General features: G+C 39.8%; 17 protein-coding genes. 9 read left to right on the plus strand and 8 right to left on the minus strand.

Going from position 1 to position 15,727, the window contains the following annotated elements; genetic code table 11:
• Window positions 1-125: 125 nt before the first annotated feature.
• On the plus strand, window positions 126-566 hold the full coding sequence (sirA, locus tag GD002_RS05625) for a sporulation inhibitor of replication protein SirA (RefSeq protein ID WP_153731366.1): 441 nt from the start codon (window positions 126-128) through the stop codon (window positions 564-566).
• Window positions 567-678: 112 nt separating this feature from the next.
• Entirely contained in the window at window positions 679-915 is a 237-nt protein-coding gene (locus GD002_RS05630) for a YneF family protein (RefSeq protein ID WP_153731367.1), read from the plus strand.
• A 184-nt stretch (window positions 916-1,099) separates the two neighbouring features.
• Here the strand turns inward: GD002_RS05630 and GD002_RS05635 are convergent, their stop codons facing one another.
• Together GD002_RS05635 and GD002_RS05640 are read right to left on the minus strand one after the other, a co-directional pair.
• A complete protein-coding gene (locus GD002_RS05635; RefSeq protein WP_153731368.1) occupies window positions 1,100-2,023 on the minus strand; it encodes an alpha/beta hydrolase in 924 nt (307 codons plus the stop codon).
• 20 nt (window positions 2,024-2,043) lie between these two features.
• Window positions 2,044-2,943, minus strand: coding sequence for a hydroxymethylglutaryl-CoA lyase (locus tag GD002_RS05640; RefSeq protein WP_153731369.1), 900 nt, complete (start codon window positions 2,941-2,943; stop codon window positions 2,044-2,046).
• Window positions 2,944-3,057: 114 nt separating this feature from the next.
• Here GD002_RS05640 and GD002_RS05645 point away from each other — a divergent pair, with 114 nt between their 5' ends.
• From GD002_RS05645 to GD002_RS05655, 3 genes are all read left to right on the plus strand, one after another.
• Window positions 3,058-3,315 (plus strand): YqkE family protein, encoded by a 258-nt coding sequence (locus GD002_RS05645; RefSeq protein ID WP_153731370.1) that lies wholly within the window; start codon window positions 3,058-3,060, stop codon window positions 3,313-3,315.
• Between the two features lie 113 nt (window positions 3,316-3,428).
• Window positions 3,429-3,854 (plus strand): hypothetical protein, encoded by a 426-nt coding sequence (locus GD002_RS05650; RefSeq protein ID WP_153731371.1) that lies wholly within the window; start codon window positions 3,429-3,431, stop codon window positions 3,852-3,854.
• A gap of 65 nt (window positions 3,855-3,919) precedes the next feature.
• A complete protein-coding gene (locus GD002_RS05655; protein WP_153731372.1) occupies window positions 3,920-4,771 on the plus strand; it encodes an STAS domain-containing protein in 852 nt (283 codons plus the stop codon).
• A 45-nt stretch (window positions 4,772-4,816) separates the two neighbouring features.
• On the opposite strand, the gene serC is transcribed toward GD002_RS05655, so the two are convergent.
• Window positions 4,817-5,914, minus strand: coding sequence for a 3-phosphoserine/phosphohydroxythreonine transaminase (gene serC / locus GD002_RS05660; protein ID WP_153731373.1), 1,098 nt, complete (start codon window positions 5,912-5,914; stop codon window positions 4,817-4,819).
• Between the two features lie 204 nt (window positions 5,915-6,118).
• On the opposite strand from serC, the gene ypfJ reads away from it, so the two are divergent.
• Complete coding sequence (gene ypfJ / locus GD002_RS05665; RefSeq protein WP_153731374.1) at window positions 6,119-6,916, plus strand: KPN_02809 family neutral zinc metallopeptidase; 798 nt, start codon at window positions 6,119-6,121, stop codon at window positions 6,914-6,916.
• A gap of 90 nt (window positions 6,917-7,006) precedes the next feature.
• Here ypfJ and GD002_RS05670 read toward each other — a convergent pair whose 3' ends face one another.
• The 3 genes from GD002_RS05670 to GD002_RS05680 form a co-directional block, all read right to left on the minus strand.
• Window positions 7,007-8,290 carry an L-lactate MFS transporter gene (locus GD002_RS05670; protein WP_153731375.1) on the minus strand — a complete coding sequence of 428 codons (1,284 nt, stop codon included), beginning with the start codon at window positions 8,288-8,290 and terminating at the stop codon, window positions 7,007-7,009.
• A 228-nt stretch (window positions 8,291-8,518) separates the two neighbouring features.
• Complete coding sequence (gene fdhD, locus GD002_RS05675; RefSeq protein WP_153731376.1) at window positions 8,519-9,343, minus strand: formate dehydrogenase accessory sulfurtransferase FdhD; 825 nt, start codon at window positions 9,341-9,343, stop codon at window positions 8,519-8,521.
• A gap of 14 nt (window positions 9,344-9,357) precedes the next feature.
• Window positions 9,358-9,699 (minus strand): DUF2294 domain-containing protein, encoded by a 342-nt coding sequence (locus GD002_RS05680; RefSeq protein WP_153731377.1) that lies wholly within the window; start codon window positions 9,697-9,699, stop codon window positions 9,358-9,360.
• A gap of 400 nt (window positions 9,700-10,099) precedes the next feature.
• Between GD002_RS05680 and fdhF the strand changes: the two genes are divergently transcribed.
• From fdhF to purU, 3 genes are all read left to right on the plus strand, one after another.
• Window positions 10,100-13,024 carry a formate dehydrogenase subunit alpha gene (gene fdhF / locus GD002_RS05685; RefSeq protein WP_153731378.1) on the plus strand — a complete coding sequence of 975 codons (2,925 nt, stop codon included), beginning with the start codon at window positions 10,100-10,102 and terminating at the stop codon, window positions 13,022-13,024.
• An 18-nt stretch (window positions 13,025-13,042) separates the two neighbouring features.
• Window positions 13,043-13,531 (plus strand): DUF1641 domain-containing protein, encoded by a 489-nt coding sequence (locus GD002_RS05690; RefSeq protein WP_153731379.1) that lies wholly within the window; start codon window positions 13,043-13,045, stop codon window positions 13,529-13,531.
• 251 nt (window positions 13,532-13,782) lie between these two features.
• Entirely contained in the window at window positions 13,783-14,673 is an 891-nt protein-coding gene (gene purU, locus GD002_RS05695; protein WP_153731390.1) for a formyltetrahydrofolate deformylase, read from the plus strand.
• Window positions 14,674-14,744: 71 nt separating this feature from the next.
• Here the strand turns inward: purU and GD002_RS05700 are convergent, their stop codons facing one another.
• Entirely contained in the window at window positions 14,745-15,599 is an 855-nt protein-coding gene (locus GD002_RS05700) for a YitT family protein (RefSeq protein ID WP_153731380.1), read from the minus strand.
• An 11-nt stretch (window positions 15,600-15,610) separates the two neighbouring features.
• Window positions 15,611-15,727 (minus strand): IS3 family transposase (locus GD002_RS05705; RefSeq protein WP_153731381.1); only part of this gene is annotated, 117 nt, incomplete at its 5' end.

Below are 15,727 nucleotides of genomic sequence, written 5' to 3' on the forward strand. Positions count from 1 at the left end.
TGTCAACGTTATGAGTGGAAAAGATCAACTCGTGACTTTCCGACAATAATAGTGAGGAAGTTTTCCGCAATCTGACATAATTTTGACCGGACAAGCTCTATGATAGGTTTTAGGAGGTGTTCTTTATGAGGAAATATGAAATTTTCAAGATTAAAGCAGAATATCAAACCTTCATAATGGGACGTGAACGGTTATTATTTGATTTGTTAGCAATGGGTCCTTCTACTAATTATCAGGAAATTGAATATTTATGCGATCAATTAAATGAATTAGAACTAGATCAGCTCATCAAAGGTAAACTGGGAAAAAGTTTTCACGAAGTTGATTCATACCATAATGAGTATCGACTGACCCATTTGATTAAGGGAGAGGTTTTTATCAAGACGGGTTCGCATTGCATCCAAGTTTATTGTCAAGGATCGAGAATGTTAGACTTAGATTTATTTGTCGCGCTATCTAGCTCTACAGATCGTTTTTTTGCTGTAATGAATGAACAAGAGGAATGCGGTTGGTTAAAACCACTCAAATATTCTGAGCGAATGATCTTAGAAGATGTAGTAATATAAAAACTTCTGCATATTTTATGAAGAGTCATTGCTATTCACTGCTGCTATGTTGTATAATCCTTCTTGGTAGTACGTAATCGAACTATTTTGTAGTGAAGGAGGTTTGGCAGCAATGACTTTATGGATAGCAATTGTATTGATCGTCGTCGCTTTGATCGGCGGGGTGGCACTCGGCTTTTTCATCGCGCGTAAATATATGATGAATTATTTGAAGGATAATCCACCGATTAATGAACAAATGTTACGTATGATGATGATGCAAATGGGACAAAAACCTTCACAAAAGAAAATTAATCAAATGATGGCTCAAATGAACAAAGTACAAGATAAGCCCGATAAAAAGAAATAAGTAGAAACTCCGTTGCTAGCTCTATGGCTCATACGGAGTTTTGTTTTTTCTGTATGAAATAGAATACCTTCACTTCTATACGTGTTGCCATCTGCTGATTGCAAGTGCACAGTGGGAGTACAAATTTGGGGAAGCAACCACTTCTATGTGCAAATGACTGACATGTAGTTCCTTATTATCGCAATTAAGATAACCGAAAACGATTCAAAAATGTTTTAACCGTCTGTAAGTATTCTTGAGGATTGTCGTTGTAAGATTTTGCGTGTGCTCCTTTTTCAAATAGTTTTATCATTTTATCGCCTTCTTTAAGGGCATATAATTCTTCCGTCATATGAGGTAAGATGAACGTATCTTCTAAGCTGTGAATGAATAAGACGGGTTTGTCAATATACTTTATGACTTCGCGAGGCGAGACAGCCGCAGACGTATACCCATCACGAATTTTTAAAAACAAGTTGGCGACACGTAAACTCATCGATGTTCGAATTGGCATCTCTGTTCGAATAATATGCATTAATTGTTCGGAAAAATCGGAGAATGGACAATCTGAAATATAGAAATCGGCCTCATCTTCATAAGTACCTGCATATAAAAGGGTAGTTGCCGCTCCCATTGACTCCCCATGGATCCCAACCAAAGCACGCTTTCCCACTCGATTCCGTACAGCAGACACAACTGCTTTTAAATCTATTTTTTCGTAATATCCAAAGCTTGTCGTCTTTCCACCTGAATCTCCATGACGACGATGATCAAAAATGACCGAATTAAACCCAAGACGTTCGAATAATCGAGCATACTTTATGGAATTCACTTTGTTCTCTGTTACACCATGACAGATCACAACCGTTCTCGTTGTATCTAGCGGACGCAAAAAAATGGCACGTAAGTTGTATCCGTTCGGTGAAGGAATCCATATATCATCTTTTCGAACCGTTTCAAACCACTGATGGTCAAAACGTTTCGCAATCGTTTCGCGTTGCAAAATGAATTCTGAGTCTTTTATCTTAAGGTACATCATCCGATTGGTGACGAGTATTCCAAAAATCGTTAGCACGGCCGTACATACACTGGAAATAACACCTACCATATACATGACTCTACGTTTCAACAAAATTGCTCCTCTCTTACTTACTGCTCCTCTTTATAGAATTTGTACATAGCGGTTTCAATGGGTCTACAAAGATAAGGAGCTAGCTTATCCACTGCATGGCAGACTCCATCTATATCGATTCCTGTCTCAATGTGGAGAGAATGAAGCAAATATAGTACATCCTCAGTTGCTACATTACCTGTCGCACCGGGTGCAAATGGACAACCACCTAATCCGCCGGCAGATGTGTCAAAACGATCAATGCCCGCTTGTAAAGAAGAGAAAACATTAGCGATTCCCATTTTGCGTGTGTCGTGAAAGTGAGCGGTGAGTAATACACCTGGAAACATCGCTTTGAGACTGCTGAATAATGAGTAACAATCTACCGGATTAGCCATTCCATCTGTGTCGGCTATGCTTAATTCATCGACGCCCATATCAATAAACTGATGACATAGAGCTAGAGTTCGTTCAGGTTTGATAGCTCCTTCATATGGACAGTGAAATGCTGTAGAAATACAAGCCCTAACATAGCAACCATCTTCTTTTAATTGCTGGATCAGAGGTCGCAATGAAGTTAAGCTGTCGGCAGTAGAACGATTGATATTCTTTACGTTAAACGTATCGCTGACCCCTATAAAGACAGCCAAACTATCAGATCCTACATTGAGTGCTGCCTGCATCCCTTTTTCATTAGGTACTAGAACGATCTGTCGTCCTTTCTTCTTTGCGTGGTACATAATTTCTCGCGCATCAGCCATCTGTGGTACCCAGTTAGGAGACACAAAAGAGGTAAGTTCCATCTCTTGCACACCAGCTTGCTGCAAAGCGTGTATATACGATAACTTTGCTTCTGTCGGGATACTGTTTTTTTCATTTTGTAAACCATCCCGCGGTCCAACCTCGATTAGTGTCACGTTTTTTGGTAAACTAAACATAAACATCCCTCCCTTATTCTATTGTACGTAATAAAGAAGAATTAGGGCAATGCAGAGACCTTAATAATTTCATCAGTAATATGGAGTCATAAAAAAACGAAAGTAGTGAAATACATGTCAAAAAAAGCGGGGAAAGTTCATAGTGCGCAGCAGAAAAACAACACAGAAGAAACGGTAACACTTCTATCCGACTTGGTAAGTGATGACATACTTGCAAAACTAAAAAATGCAAAGTCAGAACTTACAACAGCCGAACAAAAGAAAAAAGAGCTAGAAAAAGAAAAGAGGATAAAAGAACGTAAAGAACGAGAGAAAAATAAAAGTTTTGAGGAATTACTTAAAGAATATGGTGATCAAGGAACAAAATATTAAATATCATGATAAACGTAAGCTTTCTAAGGTATAATAAAATTGAAAAGTATTGTGGTTAATTATTACATTAACTGAGAATAATTAGAGATCTACTATTGAGGGAGGGGACTTTCTTGGAGTTTTTATACATTGTTTATCATGATAATAGTGAAGTGAGCGAAGGACGTCTCCATGAACAGACATGTAAGAAGGTTCATCAAGCACCTATTGAACACCAAATTGTAGAATGGCTTAGACGAAATTTAGAATTGTTCCAAGAGAAGGATCAGGTTCAATATTATAATTTTCCCAAAGAAAAGGTTGAGCTTTTTTACAATATATTAAGTGAAGCACATGCTGAAAAGTCAAAGGATACTCCACGCCCATGGAAGTATCTACCTATCCCCGATGATGATGAGTATCCATACATGATCGCGGAGTATGAAAAAGAATACGGGTCTATCTATTATGAGTCGTTGTATAAATACATTACAGCACTTGGCGTTATTCTCAATATCTTTGATTTTGAAAACAATCAACTGCTTGTGTTTATTCAATGAATGCTCTTTAAAATACAAATGTAGTATGATACGTAGAATAATGGTGATATTCAGGAGGACATGTGATGGAACAGATCGATATTAAGCTATATGAGTTTTTGCTAGCTCAATTGCCATATATTACAGATACTTGGCTAGCAATGAGAAAAGTGGAGGACGGATCTGTATATTCGTTACGTGCTAGCCAAGAAACAGAGGAAACGCTTCGTGAGCAGAATAAATTAACCATTTTAACAATTACTAGCAGTCTTTTAGATGACACGGAAATATTCGAAAAGAATAAAAAGAAATGGGCTACTGTCGTTGCTCTAAGCAGGGTAAACAGCAAAACCCCTATAGAAGATGTATTGGAAGCGTTAAGCAACGTTCGCTTGACGTATTGGAGATTTATAAAAGAATTTTATCTTTCAAATGAAGAAAGCGTTAAGATAGATGATTATGTACGGTGGAGTGAAACGATTAATAGGGCATTTGATTACATTTATGTTGACTTTGCGGCAGCTTATAATAAATTTATTAACAGTAGATTTGATGTACAACAAAGTTTGATCAATGAATTAAGTTCACCTGTCATCAAACTAACTCAACATGTAGGGGTCGTTCCTTTGATTGGGGATATGGATGAACTGAGAGCGCAAATTATGTTGGAGAGCATTCCGGCAAAATGTTTGGAAGTCGATATTACCCATTTATATATCGATTTATCTGGAGTAAATGTTATTGATACATTGGTTGCACAGAAGATTTTCCAAATTACAAAGGTATTGGATTTGTTAGGGACCAAGTCTACGATTACAGGTATTCGTCCAGAAATTGCGCATGCGTCTACAGAATTAGGTCTTGATTTTACAAACATTCAAACGTTTAGTTCGCTTCAACAAGCATTTTCGAAAGAATTTAGCGTAATTACCCATTGAAAAACCAGGTCACTCTTAAATAGAGTGCCTGGTTTTTCAATATAATTATTGATGTTTTGCTTGGAATTCTTCCATGAACTGCTGCAAAGCTTGGCAAGCTGTAAATGGAACAGCATTGTAAGCAGACGCACGGCATCCACCAACGGAGCGGTGACCGTTCAATCCAACAAAACCTGCCTCCTTCGCTTCTTGTAAAAATTGCTTTTCAAGTTGCTCGTCTGCAAGGCGGAAAGTAATGTTCATCAGAGAACGGCTTTCTTTTTCTGCATGACCAGTGTAAAAACCATTACTATTGTCGATGGCATCATAGATCAGTTTAGCTTTTGCTTCATTATTCTGTGCGACTTTTTCAAGACCACCCTGTTCCTCCATCCAAGCCAATACTTCACCTAACATATAAATCCCAAAAGAAGGGGGGGTATTGTATAAAGAATTGTTTGAAGCGTGCGTGCTATATTTTAGAATAGTTGGAATCGAAGCATTCGCATTTTCCAATAAATCTTTTCGAATAATAGCAACTGTTACACCAGAAGGTCCAAGATTTTTTTGCGCACCCGCATAAATCATACCAAATTTGCTTACATCCACTGGTCTCGACAAGATATCACTGGACATGTCAGCAATTAAAGGTACAGCCCCAGTGGTTGGGAACTCTTGGAATTGCGTACCGAAAATCGTGTTATTGGAAGTAATGTGAACATACGCATCATTTTCATCCCACTTGATTTCATCTAACGTAGGAACTCTATTGTAGTTTACTTCTTTTGTAGATGCGGCCTCGTACACCTCACCAATTGTTTTTGCTTCTTTTAGCGCCTTGTCTGACCAAGCACCTGACATAATATAGCTTGCTTTTTTTGCAGATGTAAGAAAATTCATGGGAATCATAGCGAATTGAAGACTTGCCCCACCTTGCAACAATAAAACTTCATAGTTTTCAGGGATGGAGAAAAGTGATCTCAAACGAAGAATCGCTTGATTATGTACTTCTTCATAGGCAGCGCTACGATGGCTCATCTCCATAATAGACATTCCAGAATCTTTAAAATCGACAAGCTCTGATTGGGCTTTTTCTAGCACTTCACGCGGAAGAGCTGATGGACCTGCATTAAAATTATAGACAGATTTCTGACTACTCAACAAAATCACTCCTTCATAAGTTTGCACCACTAAAGTATATATGAAAAAACCTACATGTGAAATAGATATCTACTGAATAACTACATATTCCAAGCTGTTTGGCTATATTGTTTGTTTCACTGTAAAGTTGGGTATGTTGAAAACAAGTATTACCTACATACTCATCAGACCTTCCACGCAAATGGGAGAAGGAGTGGAGGAGATGTCATGAAAACAGAAGGACGTAGAAAAAGTTCAAATGTGGAAGATCGCCGAGGTAGAAGTAGTGGTGGCGCTATTGCGTTAGGTGGTGGTGGTCTAGGGATCGTCGGAATCATCTTATTTTTATTATTAGGCGGAAATCCAACAGACCTTCTGGATAACGGGGCGAGTACAGGGTCTGAACAGCCATATATTGAAACGGAGCAGGATAAGGAATTAGCGGACTTTGTGTCAGTCGTATTAGCAGACACGGAAGATATTTGGACAGATTTATTCAGGCAAGAAGGTCTTCAGTATGAAAATCCTACGCTCGTGCTGTATACAGGACAAGTTCAGACTGCGTGTGGATTTGGAAGTGCCGCTGCAGGACCTTTTTATTGTCCCGGAGATCGAAAGTTGTATATCGATCTTGAATTTTATGATGAATTGAAGACATCATTCAAAGCGCCAGGCGATTTTGCGATGGCGTATGTAATTGCACACGAAGTTGGACATCATGTTCAAACCTTGCTAGGTATTTCTGATCAAGTCATGCCGTTGCGTCAGAAAATGAGTGAAAGTGAATTCAATAAATATTTAGTGCGGTTTGAATTGCAAGCAGATTATTTTGCAGGAGTATGGGCTCACTATGCAGAAGGTCGTGGATACTTGGAACAAGGAGATCTGCAAGAAGCTATAACAGCAGCCAGCGCAGTTGGGGATGATACGATCCAGAAACGTGCGAGAGGGTATGTAGTTCCTGAAAGTTTCACACATGGAACTGCAAAGCAACGGACCTATTGGTTTGAACGTGGGTTTAAGTGAGGCAGCATGAAAGGTGGCGACACGTTTACTGAATCCGCTCAATGAAAAAGCGCATCTCATTCATAGAATAATGAATGAGATGCGCTTTTATTATTTGGTTGCAGCGACTTGAGGTGTTGCTGATGAGGAGATTCCAGCTTGTTCATTACGAAGACGTTTCATATCGACTCTGATCAAGAGAGAGATTACAAGAGCTACGACAAATAATCCAGCGAAAAACAGCAAACTGCTTTCATAGCTACCTGTCGTATCTTTCATCCAAGCAGCAAACATTGGTCCGGCTACACCAGCAGCAGACCAGGCTGTTAGGATGTAGCCATGAATCGCTCCGAGTTGCTTCGTTCCGAAAATATCCCCAATGAATGCGGGGATGGACGCGAATCCACCACCATAGCAAGTGTAGATAATGGCTAAAATGATTTGAAATAAAATTGCATTTGTTGTGAATGGAAGTACAGCAAATAATACGAGCTGAAGAGCAAAAAACGTAGTATACGTATTTGGCCTCCCGATATAGTCGGAAATAGTTGCCCACCCGAGTCGTCCCGCGCCATTAAATACTCCAAGTACTCCAACTAGAGCTGCTGCTTGTACAGTAGTCATTCCAATACTATCAATGGCTAGAGGCTTAGCAGCGGATAAAATAGCAATTCCGCATGTGACGTTTATAAATAACATGAACCATAAGTAATAAAATCGTTTCGTTTTGATGGCTTCATTGGCAGTCAGTTGGGCAAGGTCTACCTTGAATTCAGCTTTGCCAGAACGCACTTTTTCGATAAATCCAGGAGGTGTCCAACCTTCCTCTGGTTTCTCTAAGTATAGAGAAGACAATAGCATGATGACGAAATAAGAGCCTCCCAAAATGTAAAATGTGTTCTGCAACCCAACGTTAACGATCAAATATTCCATGATCGGACTACTTATCGCTGCAGCAAAACCGAAGCCCATAATAGCTAAGCCTGTTGCCAATCCTCTTCGGTCTGGGAACCATTTTACAAGTGTGGAAACGGGAGCTATATAGCCTACCCCTAGACCGATTCCGCCCAGCACGCCGTAGAAAATATAAAGAAGTGGCAAAGAAGATAAACTGACAGCTAGCCCAGATCCCGTAACGCCGACTCCGAAGAAGATTGCCGCCAACAATCCCGCTTTTCTAGGACCGTGTTTTTCTACAAAATGACCTAAAAACGCAGCGGATAGTCCTAGAAATAAAATAGCGATACTAAAGGTCAGTTGCACTTGACTTGTTGACCAATTGAATTTCTCGATCAATGGGTTAGTGAAGTTACTCCAAGCATATACAGATCCGATTGAAATATGAATACCAACTGCAGACAACGCGATTAACCATCTGTTCTTTGTCTTTTTCAAACGTACCCCCCCTTTTTTATTAAATACCAAGTGATGCAGTACTTCTTGTGTCAAGTGTACAGTGAGATCAATGCATAGTTTCCTCACGTTCAGAGCTTCTGTAAACAGTCTGTACAAGTGACGCTTTCGTAGCAGGTTTTCAAAGATCCGATTATTACAAGCTGAAAAAATTGAACGGAGATGTAGGATTAAGCTGTATGTTAGTATCATTTCACATAATTGTCAATATTAATTTTTGGCTGTACCTGGAAAGTCATCCGAATTATCTTGCATGATTCTTTCTGGATGTGTGTAGAGATTGAATGTCGTGCCACGTATGAAACCGACAGTAGTAATTCCAAGATCTTCCGCAAGCGTCAGTGCTAATTCGGTGGGAGCCGATTTTGATAAAATGATTTCACAACCGATTTTTGCCACTTTCAAAAGAATTTCAGAGGAGATTCGTCCGCTGAACACAATAATTTTATTTCGCACAGAAATTTGGTTTCTCAAACAGTGGCCGTAAATTTTATCAAGGGCATTGTGCCGGCCTATGTCCATCCTCGATAATAGCAACCGATCGGGATCGCAAAGTGCAGCATTATGGACGCCACCTGTGTGGCGGAACATGTCTGCTTGGTCCTCCATCTCATTCATCAACGAAAAAATTTGGTTTGTTGACAATTGCACAGATATGCCGCTCATTTTTTTAGCAGTCAATACATCGCTTGCAAAGACAAAGCCTTGTCTGCTCATGCCGCAACAAGAAGTGATATAGCGTTTGTTTTGTAGTTGTTCAAAGAATGGATAGACGGTCTCTGTTTGAACATGAATAAATCCCTTTTCGATGTCCAAGTGAATGTCTTTAATCTGCTCCCATTTCGGAACAATGCCTTCAGATGCCAAAAAACCGATCACCATATCCTCGATATACTCTGGTGTGCAAACGATTGTGGCGAACTCCTTATCATTCAGCTTAATGGTGATCGCATATTCAACAGCCACTTGGTCCTCTTTTGTTGTAAATTGTCCATTCTGAAAGCGAATAATTGGCCGTAAATGTTGCTGCTTCATGTCTTTTCCTCCTTTCACTCGATTGAACGATCAAATAAAAAAACGGATACTGCAATATCGTCATCCACCTTAAAGTCGCTGAATAAGTGTAAAAATTTAGCTTCTACCAATTCTTCTAATCCTTCTGGCGGTTCTTTTTCATACATGGCTTGAATCATTCCTGTACGTGCTCTATGAACCATTTCTTTGCCTTCTGGTGTACCCGCAATAAATTTTTCTGTCGGTGTAAGATTACCATACAGAGTGGAGACAGCCATATTGTCGATAAAAATGGTATGAATTCTTTCTGGCCCTTTGCCGAATAAATCTTTTCTCAACTTCCTAATAATGTCATTGAAAGCATGAACTTTTTTCATAGTGTGTACCTCACTTATATTTACAGAATTATCTATCTACTTTTATTTTAGGCATTGTATTACATGCCATATTACTTTATACTAAATTAAGAATTGATGATAGCCTAGTATGTGATTGCTAGGTTGTCATCTACTACCTACATGTAATATTAAATTTGGATTGGTTCTTTAGCAAGTCCTGTTAAGAAACTATTCCACCATGAAAATTCGCCGATCAAGCCGGTGCTTTTCATGGTGGATTTTTATTTTTACACAGCATGTGTCCAAACACATGCTGTACAAAGATATGGCCTCCGGCGGATGTCACAGATTTTGAATGGAGCCAACCGAGCAAGTTCGATTCAAAATCTGAACACAATTATACCGAGGCGTAATTGATTTTGAGAAGGGGGACACTAACATGTCTATTACAATCAACGGCAAGCCCTTTGACTTCCAACCGGGGTCGACGATCATTCAAATTATAAACGCAAATAAAATAGAGCATCCGCAAATTTGTCATTTGCCTGAAGTAGATCCGATTCAGACTTGTGATACTTGCATTGTAGAAGTGAACGGAGAATTGACGCGTGCTTGTTCCACGAAGGCAATCGATGGAATGGATGTTCAATTGGCTTCACCACGTGCAAAAGAAGCACAGACAGAAGCAATGGACCGGATATTAGAAAATCATTTATTGTATTGCACGGTGTGTGACAACAATAATGGCAACTGTAAGGTACACAACACGGTGGCACTGATGGAGGTCGAGCATCAAAAGTATCCGTATGAACCGAAGTGTACAAAGGATGCGGTGGATTTCACACATCCGTTTTATAGATATGATCCAAACCAATGTATCGCTTGCGGCCAATGTGTGGAAGTCTGTCAAAACTTACAGGTGAATGAAACATTATCAATTGATTGGGAACGGGATCGTCCGATTGTTCTTTGGGATGGCGGAGCCAAAATTAACGATTCTTCCTGTGTTGGTTGTGGTCATTGTATTACGGTTTGTCCATGTAATGCATTGATGGAAAAGTCCATGTTGGGAGAAGCAGGGTTCATGACCAAAATGGATGACGAACTGATGGATCCTATGATTGATTTGATCAAAGAGGTAGAGCCGGGTTATAGCAGTATTATGGCGATATCAGACGTGGAATCAGCTATGAGAGAGTCAAAGATCAAAAAGACAAAAACTGTCTGCACATTTTGTGGGGTCGGCTGCTCATATGAAGTGTGGACGAAAGATCGTAAAATATTGAAAATACAACCGGTTTCCGATGCGCCTGTCAACCAAATCTCCACATGTATCAAAGGTAAATTTGGATGGGATTTCGTGAATAGCGAACAACGGATTACGACACCACTGATCCGTAAGGGCGACGAATTTGTGGAGGCTTCATGGGAAGAAGCATTGGATGTAGTTGCTGAAAATCTAGGGAAAATCCGTGATGAGCATGGGAGAGACGGTATTGGCGTCATTTCTTCTTCCAAAATCACGAATGAAGAGAACTACGTCATTCAGAAATTTGCACGCCAAGTGTTCGAGACAAATAACGTGGACAATTGCTCACGCTATTGCCAGTCACCTGCAACGGATGGACTGTTCCGTACTGTCGGAATGGGTGGAGATGCAGGGACGATTAGGGATATAGCGGAAGCAGGACTAGTCATTATTGTGGGAGCCAATCCTGCTGAAGGGCATCCGGTTCTTGCCACTCGTGTGAAACGTGCACATAAACTACACGAGCAAAAATTAATTGTCGCGGATCTTCGAAAACACGAGATGGCTGAACGGGCGGACATTTTTATGACTCCACAACAAGGAACAGACCAAGTATGGTTGATGGCGGTCACTAAATATTTGATCGATCAAGGCTGGCATGATCAGCGATTCATCGAAGAAAATGTTCTACATTTTGAAGATTTTACAGAGGTATTAGATAAATACACATTGGATTATGCGGAGAAAGTGACAGGTATTTCGAAAGAAGTGTTAATCCATACAGCGGAATTGATTCGCGATGCTGACGGAACCTGTGTCCTTTGGGGAATGGGTGTTACGCAAAATACTGGTGGTTCTGATACTTCGGCAGCAATTTCTAATTTGTTATTGGCAACGGGAAATTATCGTCGTCCAGGAGCTGGCGCTTATCCATTACGCGGACATAACAATGTTCAAGGCGCATGTGACATGGGAAGTTTACCTGGTTGGTTGCCAGGATATCAGCATATTACAAATGATGAAGCTAGAGAAAAATTTGAACGGGCATATGGTGTAGAAATTGAAGGGAAGCCAGGGCTTGATAATATCCAGATGCTTCATTCCATCGATGAAGGCATTATGAAAGGCATGTATATCGTCGGGGAAGATATGGCGCTAGTAGACTCTAATGCGAACTATGTGCATGATGTGTTATCAAAGCTTGATTTCTTAGTAGTACAAGATATCTTCTTCTCGCGCACCGCTCAATATGCAAATGTTATTTTACCTGCTGTTCCTTCGTTGGAAAAAGACGGTACATTTACAAATACGGAAAGACGTGTTCAGCGTCTTTATAAAGCACTGCCAAATAAAGGTGACTCACGTCAAGATTGGTGGATCATTCAAGAAGTAGCCAATCGTCTAGGAGCAAACTGGTCATACACACATCCAAGGGATATATTCGAAGAAATGACAAGTTTGAGTCCAATGTTTAGTCAAGCTTCCTATGACATGTTGGAAGGTTGGGGAAGTTTCCTTTGGGGAAGCTTAACTGGAGAGAGTACACCTCTTTTATACACGGACGGCTTTAATTTCCCAGATAAAAAAGCTCGTTTTGCACTGTCTGATTGGGTAGAACCGGTGAAGTTTCCTGATGAGTATGATCTTCATATTAACAACGGCCGGATGCTGGAGCATTTCCATGAAGGGAACTTGACGAATAAATCTGAAGGGATACAAGAAAAAGTCCCTAATATTTACGTGGAAGTCTCTCCTGAATTGGCAAAGGAACGTGGTGTAGTGAGTGGTTCACTTGTACGTCTTGTATCACCATATGGAGCGTTAAAACTCCCTGCGCTCGTTACGAGCAGAGTACAAAAAAATGAATTGTTTCTACCGATGAACTCGGTTGATAAACAATCCGCTATTAACTTCCTGACAGGTCCGGCGACAGATCAAAGGACAAATACACCCGCATACAAACAGACAAAGGTGCGAATGGAAGTATTGCGTCAAAAAGGTGATAATCCACTACCTAAGAGTAATCATCGAGATAAGAAAAGGCACCCCCAAAATGGTGTGGAAGTACAGCGTAAGTGGAATAGACCAGGGTATGTCCAATTAACAGATCAATAAATAGTGAGGTGAAGATACATGGCGACACCGATAACTTCTATTAAAAGAACAGAACGCACGGAGATGGAAATTCAGCAGGAGAAGCTCTCGGAGCTACAAAAGCTGCTTGCAGAACAGGAAAATTCGATACAAAAAATCATGGAGATAACCGGTGAGCTGCATGATATCGGAGCATTGGATGCTTTGCAAGCAATGCTTCAAGCCAAAGAAAAAATTACTGGAATTGCGGTAGGACAGGTTTCTAGAGAGCCTGTCACCAACTTGCTGAATAATTTAATGGCAGCTGCTGGCACGCTAACGGCACTCAATCCGACAACGATTCAAAAGCTTTCGGATAGTGTACAACGCGGTTTGCATGAAGCAGAGCTCAGTAATGGTCATGATCAAAAAATCGGTCCCCTTCAATTAATGAAAGCATTAAATGACCCTGATATTAATCGAGCCGTGTCATTTGGCATGAACTTCTTAAAAGGAATGGGAAAAGGATTGAATGAACAAAATGAATAGCAAACCTTTGCGAAATAATTGCAATTCCTTCATACTATTAAAGAAGAGATATGCTTCATTGAACAGGTTTATCAAAACTAAATGAAGTGAAGACTTTCTCCAACTACCTATTCACAGGTGGTTGGAGAAATTTATTGAATATAAGAAGTTGAATTGAAGATATTTACAAATGGACAGGCCAGTGCAACAATCTAATTATTAATTCAACTTATCAAGTAGGAGATGGAGAATACATGTCAACTAGAAGTAAAATGTCAACACACCTAGCAGAACAGTCAGCTACACTACAAAACATCGGAAGATTGCTCATCAAATGCTCGGATCAACCCGGTATTGTTTCTGCAGTTTCTACATTTTTGCTACATCAACAAGCAAATATAGTAGAATCTAGCCAATTCTCAACCGATCCAGAAGGCGGTCATTTCTATCTTCGCATTGAATTCTATTCAGACAACTTATTGAAGAAGAAGGACGAATTAGAACGAGACTTTCAACAAATTGCGGATGAATATGAGATGGAGTATCGTTTTTCCTACGCAGCAGAACTAAAGCGGTCGGCTATTTACGTATCAAAAGAACCGTATTGTTTGATGGAATTGCTGTGGGAATGGCAAAACGGGGACTTGAATACAGACATCGTCGTGGTCATCAGTAATCATGAAGATTCACGTGAAATGGTAGAAGCACTAGGGATACCTTTCCATTACATCCCGGCAAATAAAGACATTCGGCAACAAGTGGAGCAGCAACAGATCCAATTAATGAAGGAATATGATGTGGATGTACTAATCCTAGCACGTTATATGCAAATTTTGACACCGGATTTTGTTAATCATTTCCCAAATCGAATCATTAATATCCATCACTCATTTTTGCCTGCATTTATCGGAGCTCGGCCTTACGAGAGAGCATTCGGAAGAGGTGTAAAATTGATTGGGGCGACTTCACATTATGTAACGAATGATTTGGATGAAGGTCCGATCATCGAACAAGATATTGAACGCGTCGATCACCGAGATGATACGGTTCAATTGAAAAAGATTGGACGTCAAATTGAAAGACGTGTCCTTGCGCGTGCCGTTAAATGGCATCTAGAAGATCGCGTCATTGTGGAAAACAATAAAACGATTGTCTTCCATTAATAGAAACAACCTCACTCCTATGTTTGGAAGTGAGGTTGTTTTTTATAGTATTTAATGAAGAGATCTGTTTGTTAGTGAATCGCTGATTTAAAGGTAGCTCCATGTGTTTCCTGTGTGTTCATGATGGTCAAGAATGCAGAAGGATCGATGTCATGTGCAATTTGCTTGAGCTTCGATATTTCTAGTCTCGTGACCACGACGTAAATCACATCTTTTTCATTGTCCGAATAGCCACCCCGACCGTGCAATTTGGTAATGCTTCTGCCCAATCGCAATCGAATCGCCTCGCCAAGTTCTTCGTATTCATCTGATATGATAATAACCGCTTTTGTTTCATCTAACCCTTGGATTACGATATCAATTGCTTTGGAGGCAATATAATAGGTAATGATTGAATACATCGCTTTCTCAGGGCCTAGTACAAAACCTGCCCAGCCAAAAATGAAGAGATTAAAGAACATAACAAATTCTCCGACACTGTAGGGAATTTTCCTTGTTAACAAAATTCCTAGAATTTCTGTCCCATCAAGTGCCCCACCATTCCGTATAATTGTTCCTACGCCAGCGCCTAATAATAATCCACCGAATACTGTGGCTAGTAGGGGATCTGTAACGAATGGACCAATTTTTTTAAGTGGAAATTCAACGATTGCCAATAAAGCAATGGCATAAGAAGAGGAAATAAAGAAGTTTTTCCCTATATGTTTGTACCCGAAAAATAAAAATGGAAGATTACATAGTAAGATTAGGATACCGAATGGAGCACCTGTTATAAAATTCAATATAAGTGCTATACCGATAATCCCTCCGTCAATGACGGAATTCGGTATGAGAAATAAATCTAATGCTACAGCTGTAATAACTACACCGATTGAAATGAATAAATATCTTCTTAGTAAATAAACTGTACCCTTTGTAAAGGACAATTAAAAAAAGCCTATGCTATTTGTTGAAGTTGCTGCCTGTATTTTGCAGGCGGCAACTTTTTTAAATTCCATTGCCCGCGATAATGATTGTAGTACGTCATATAACTTTTAATTTCACGTTTTACTTC

The organism is Sporosarcina obsidiansis, from assembly GCF_009651005.1.
GTDB classification, from domain to species: Bacteria; Bacillota; Bacilli; order Bacillales_A; family Planococcaceae; genus Sporosarcina; species Sporosarcina obsidiansis.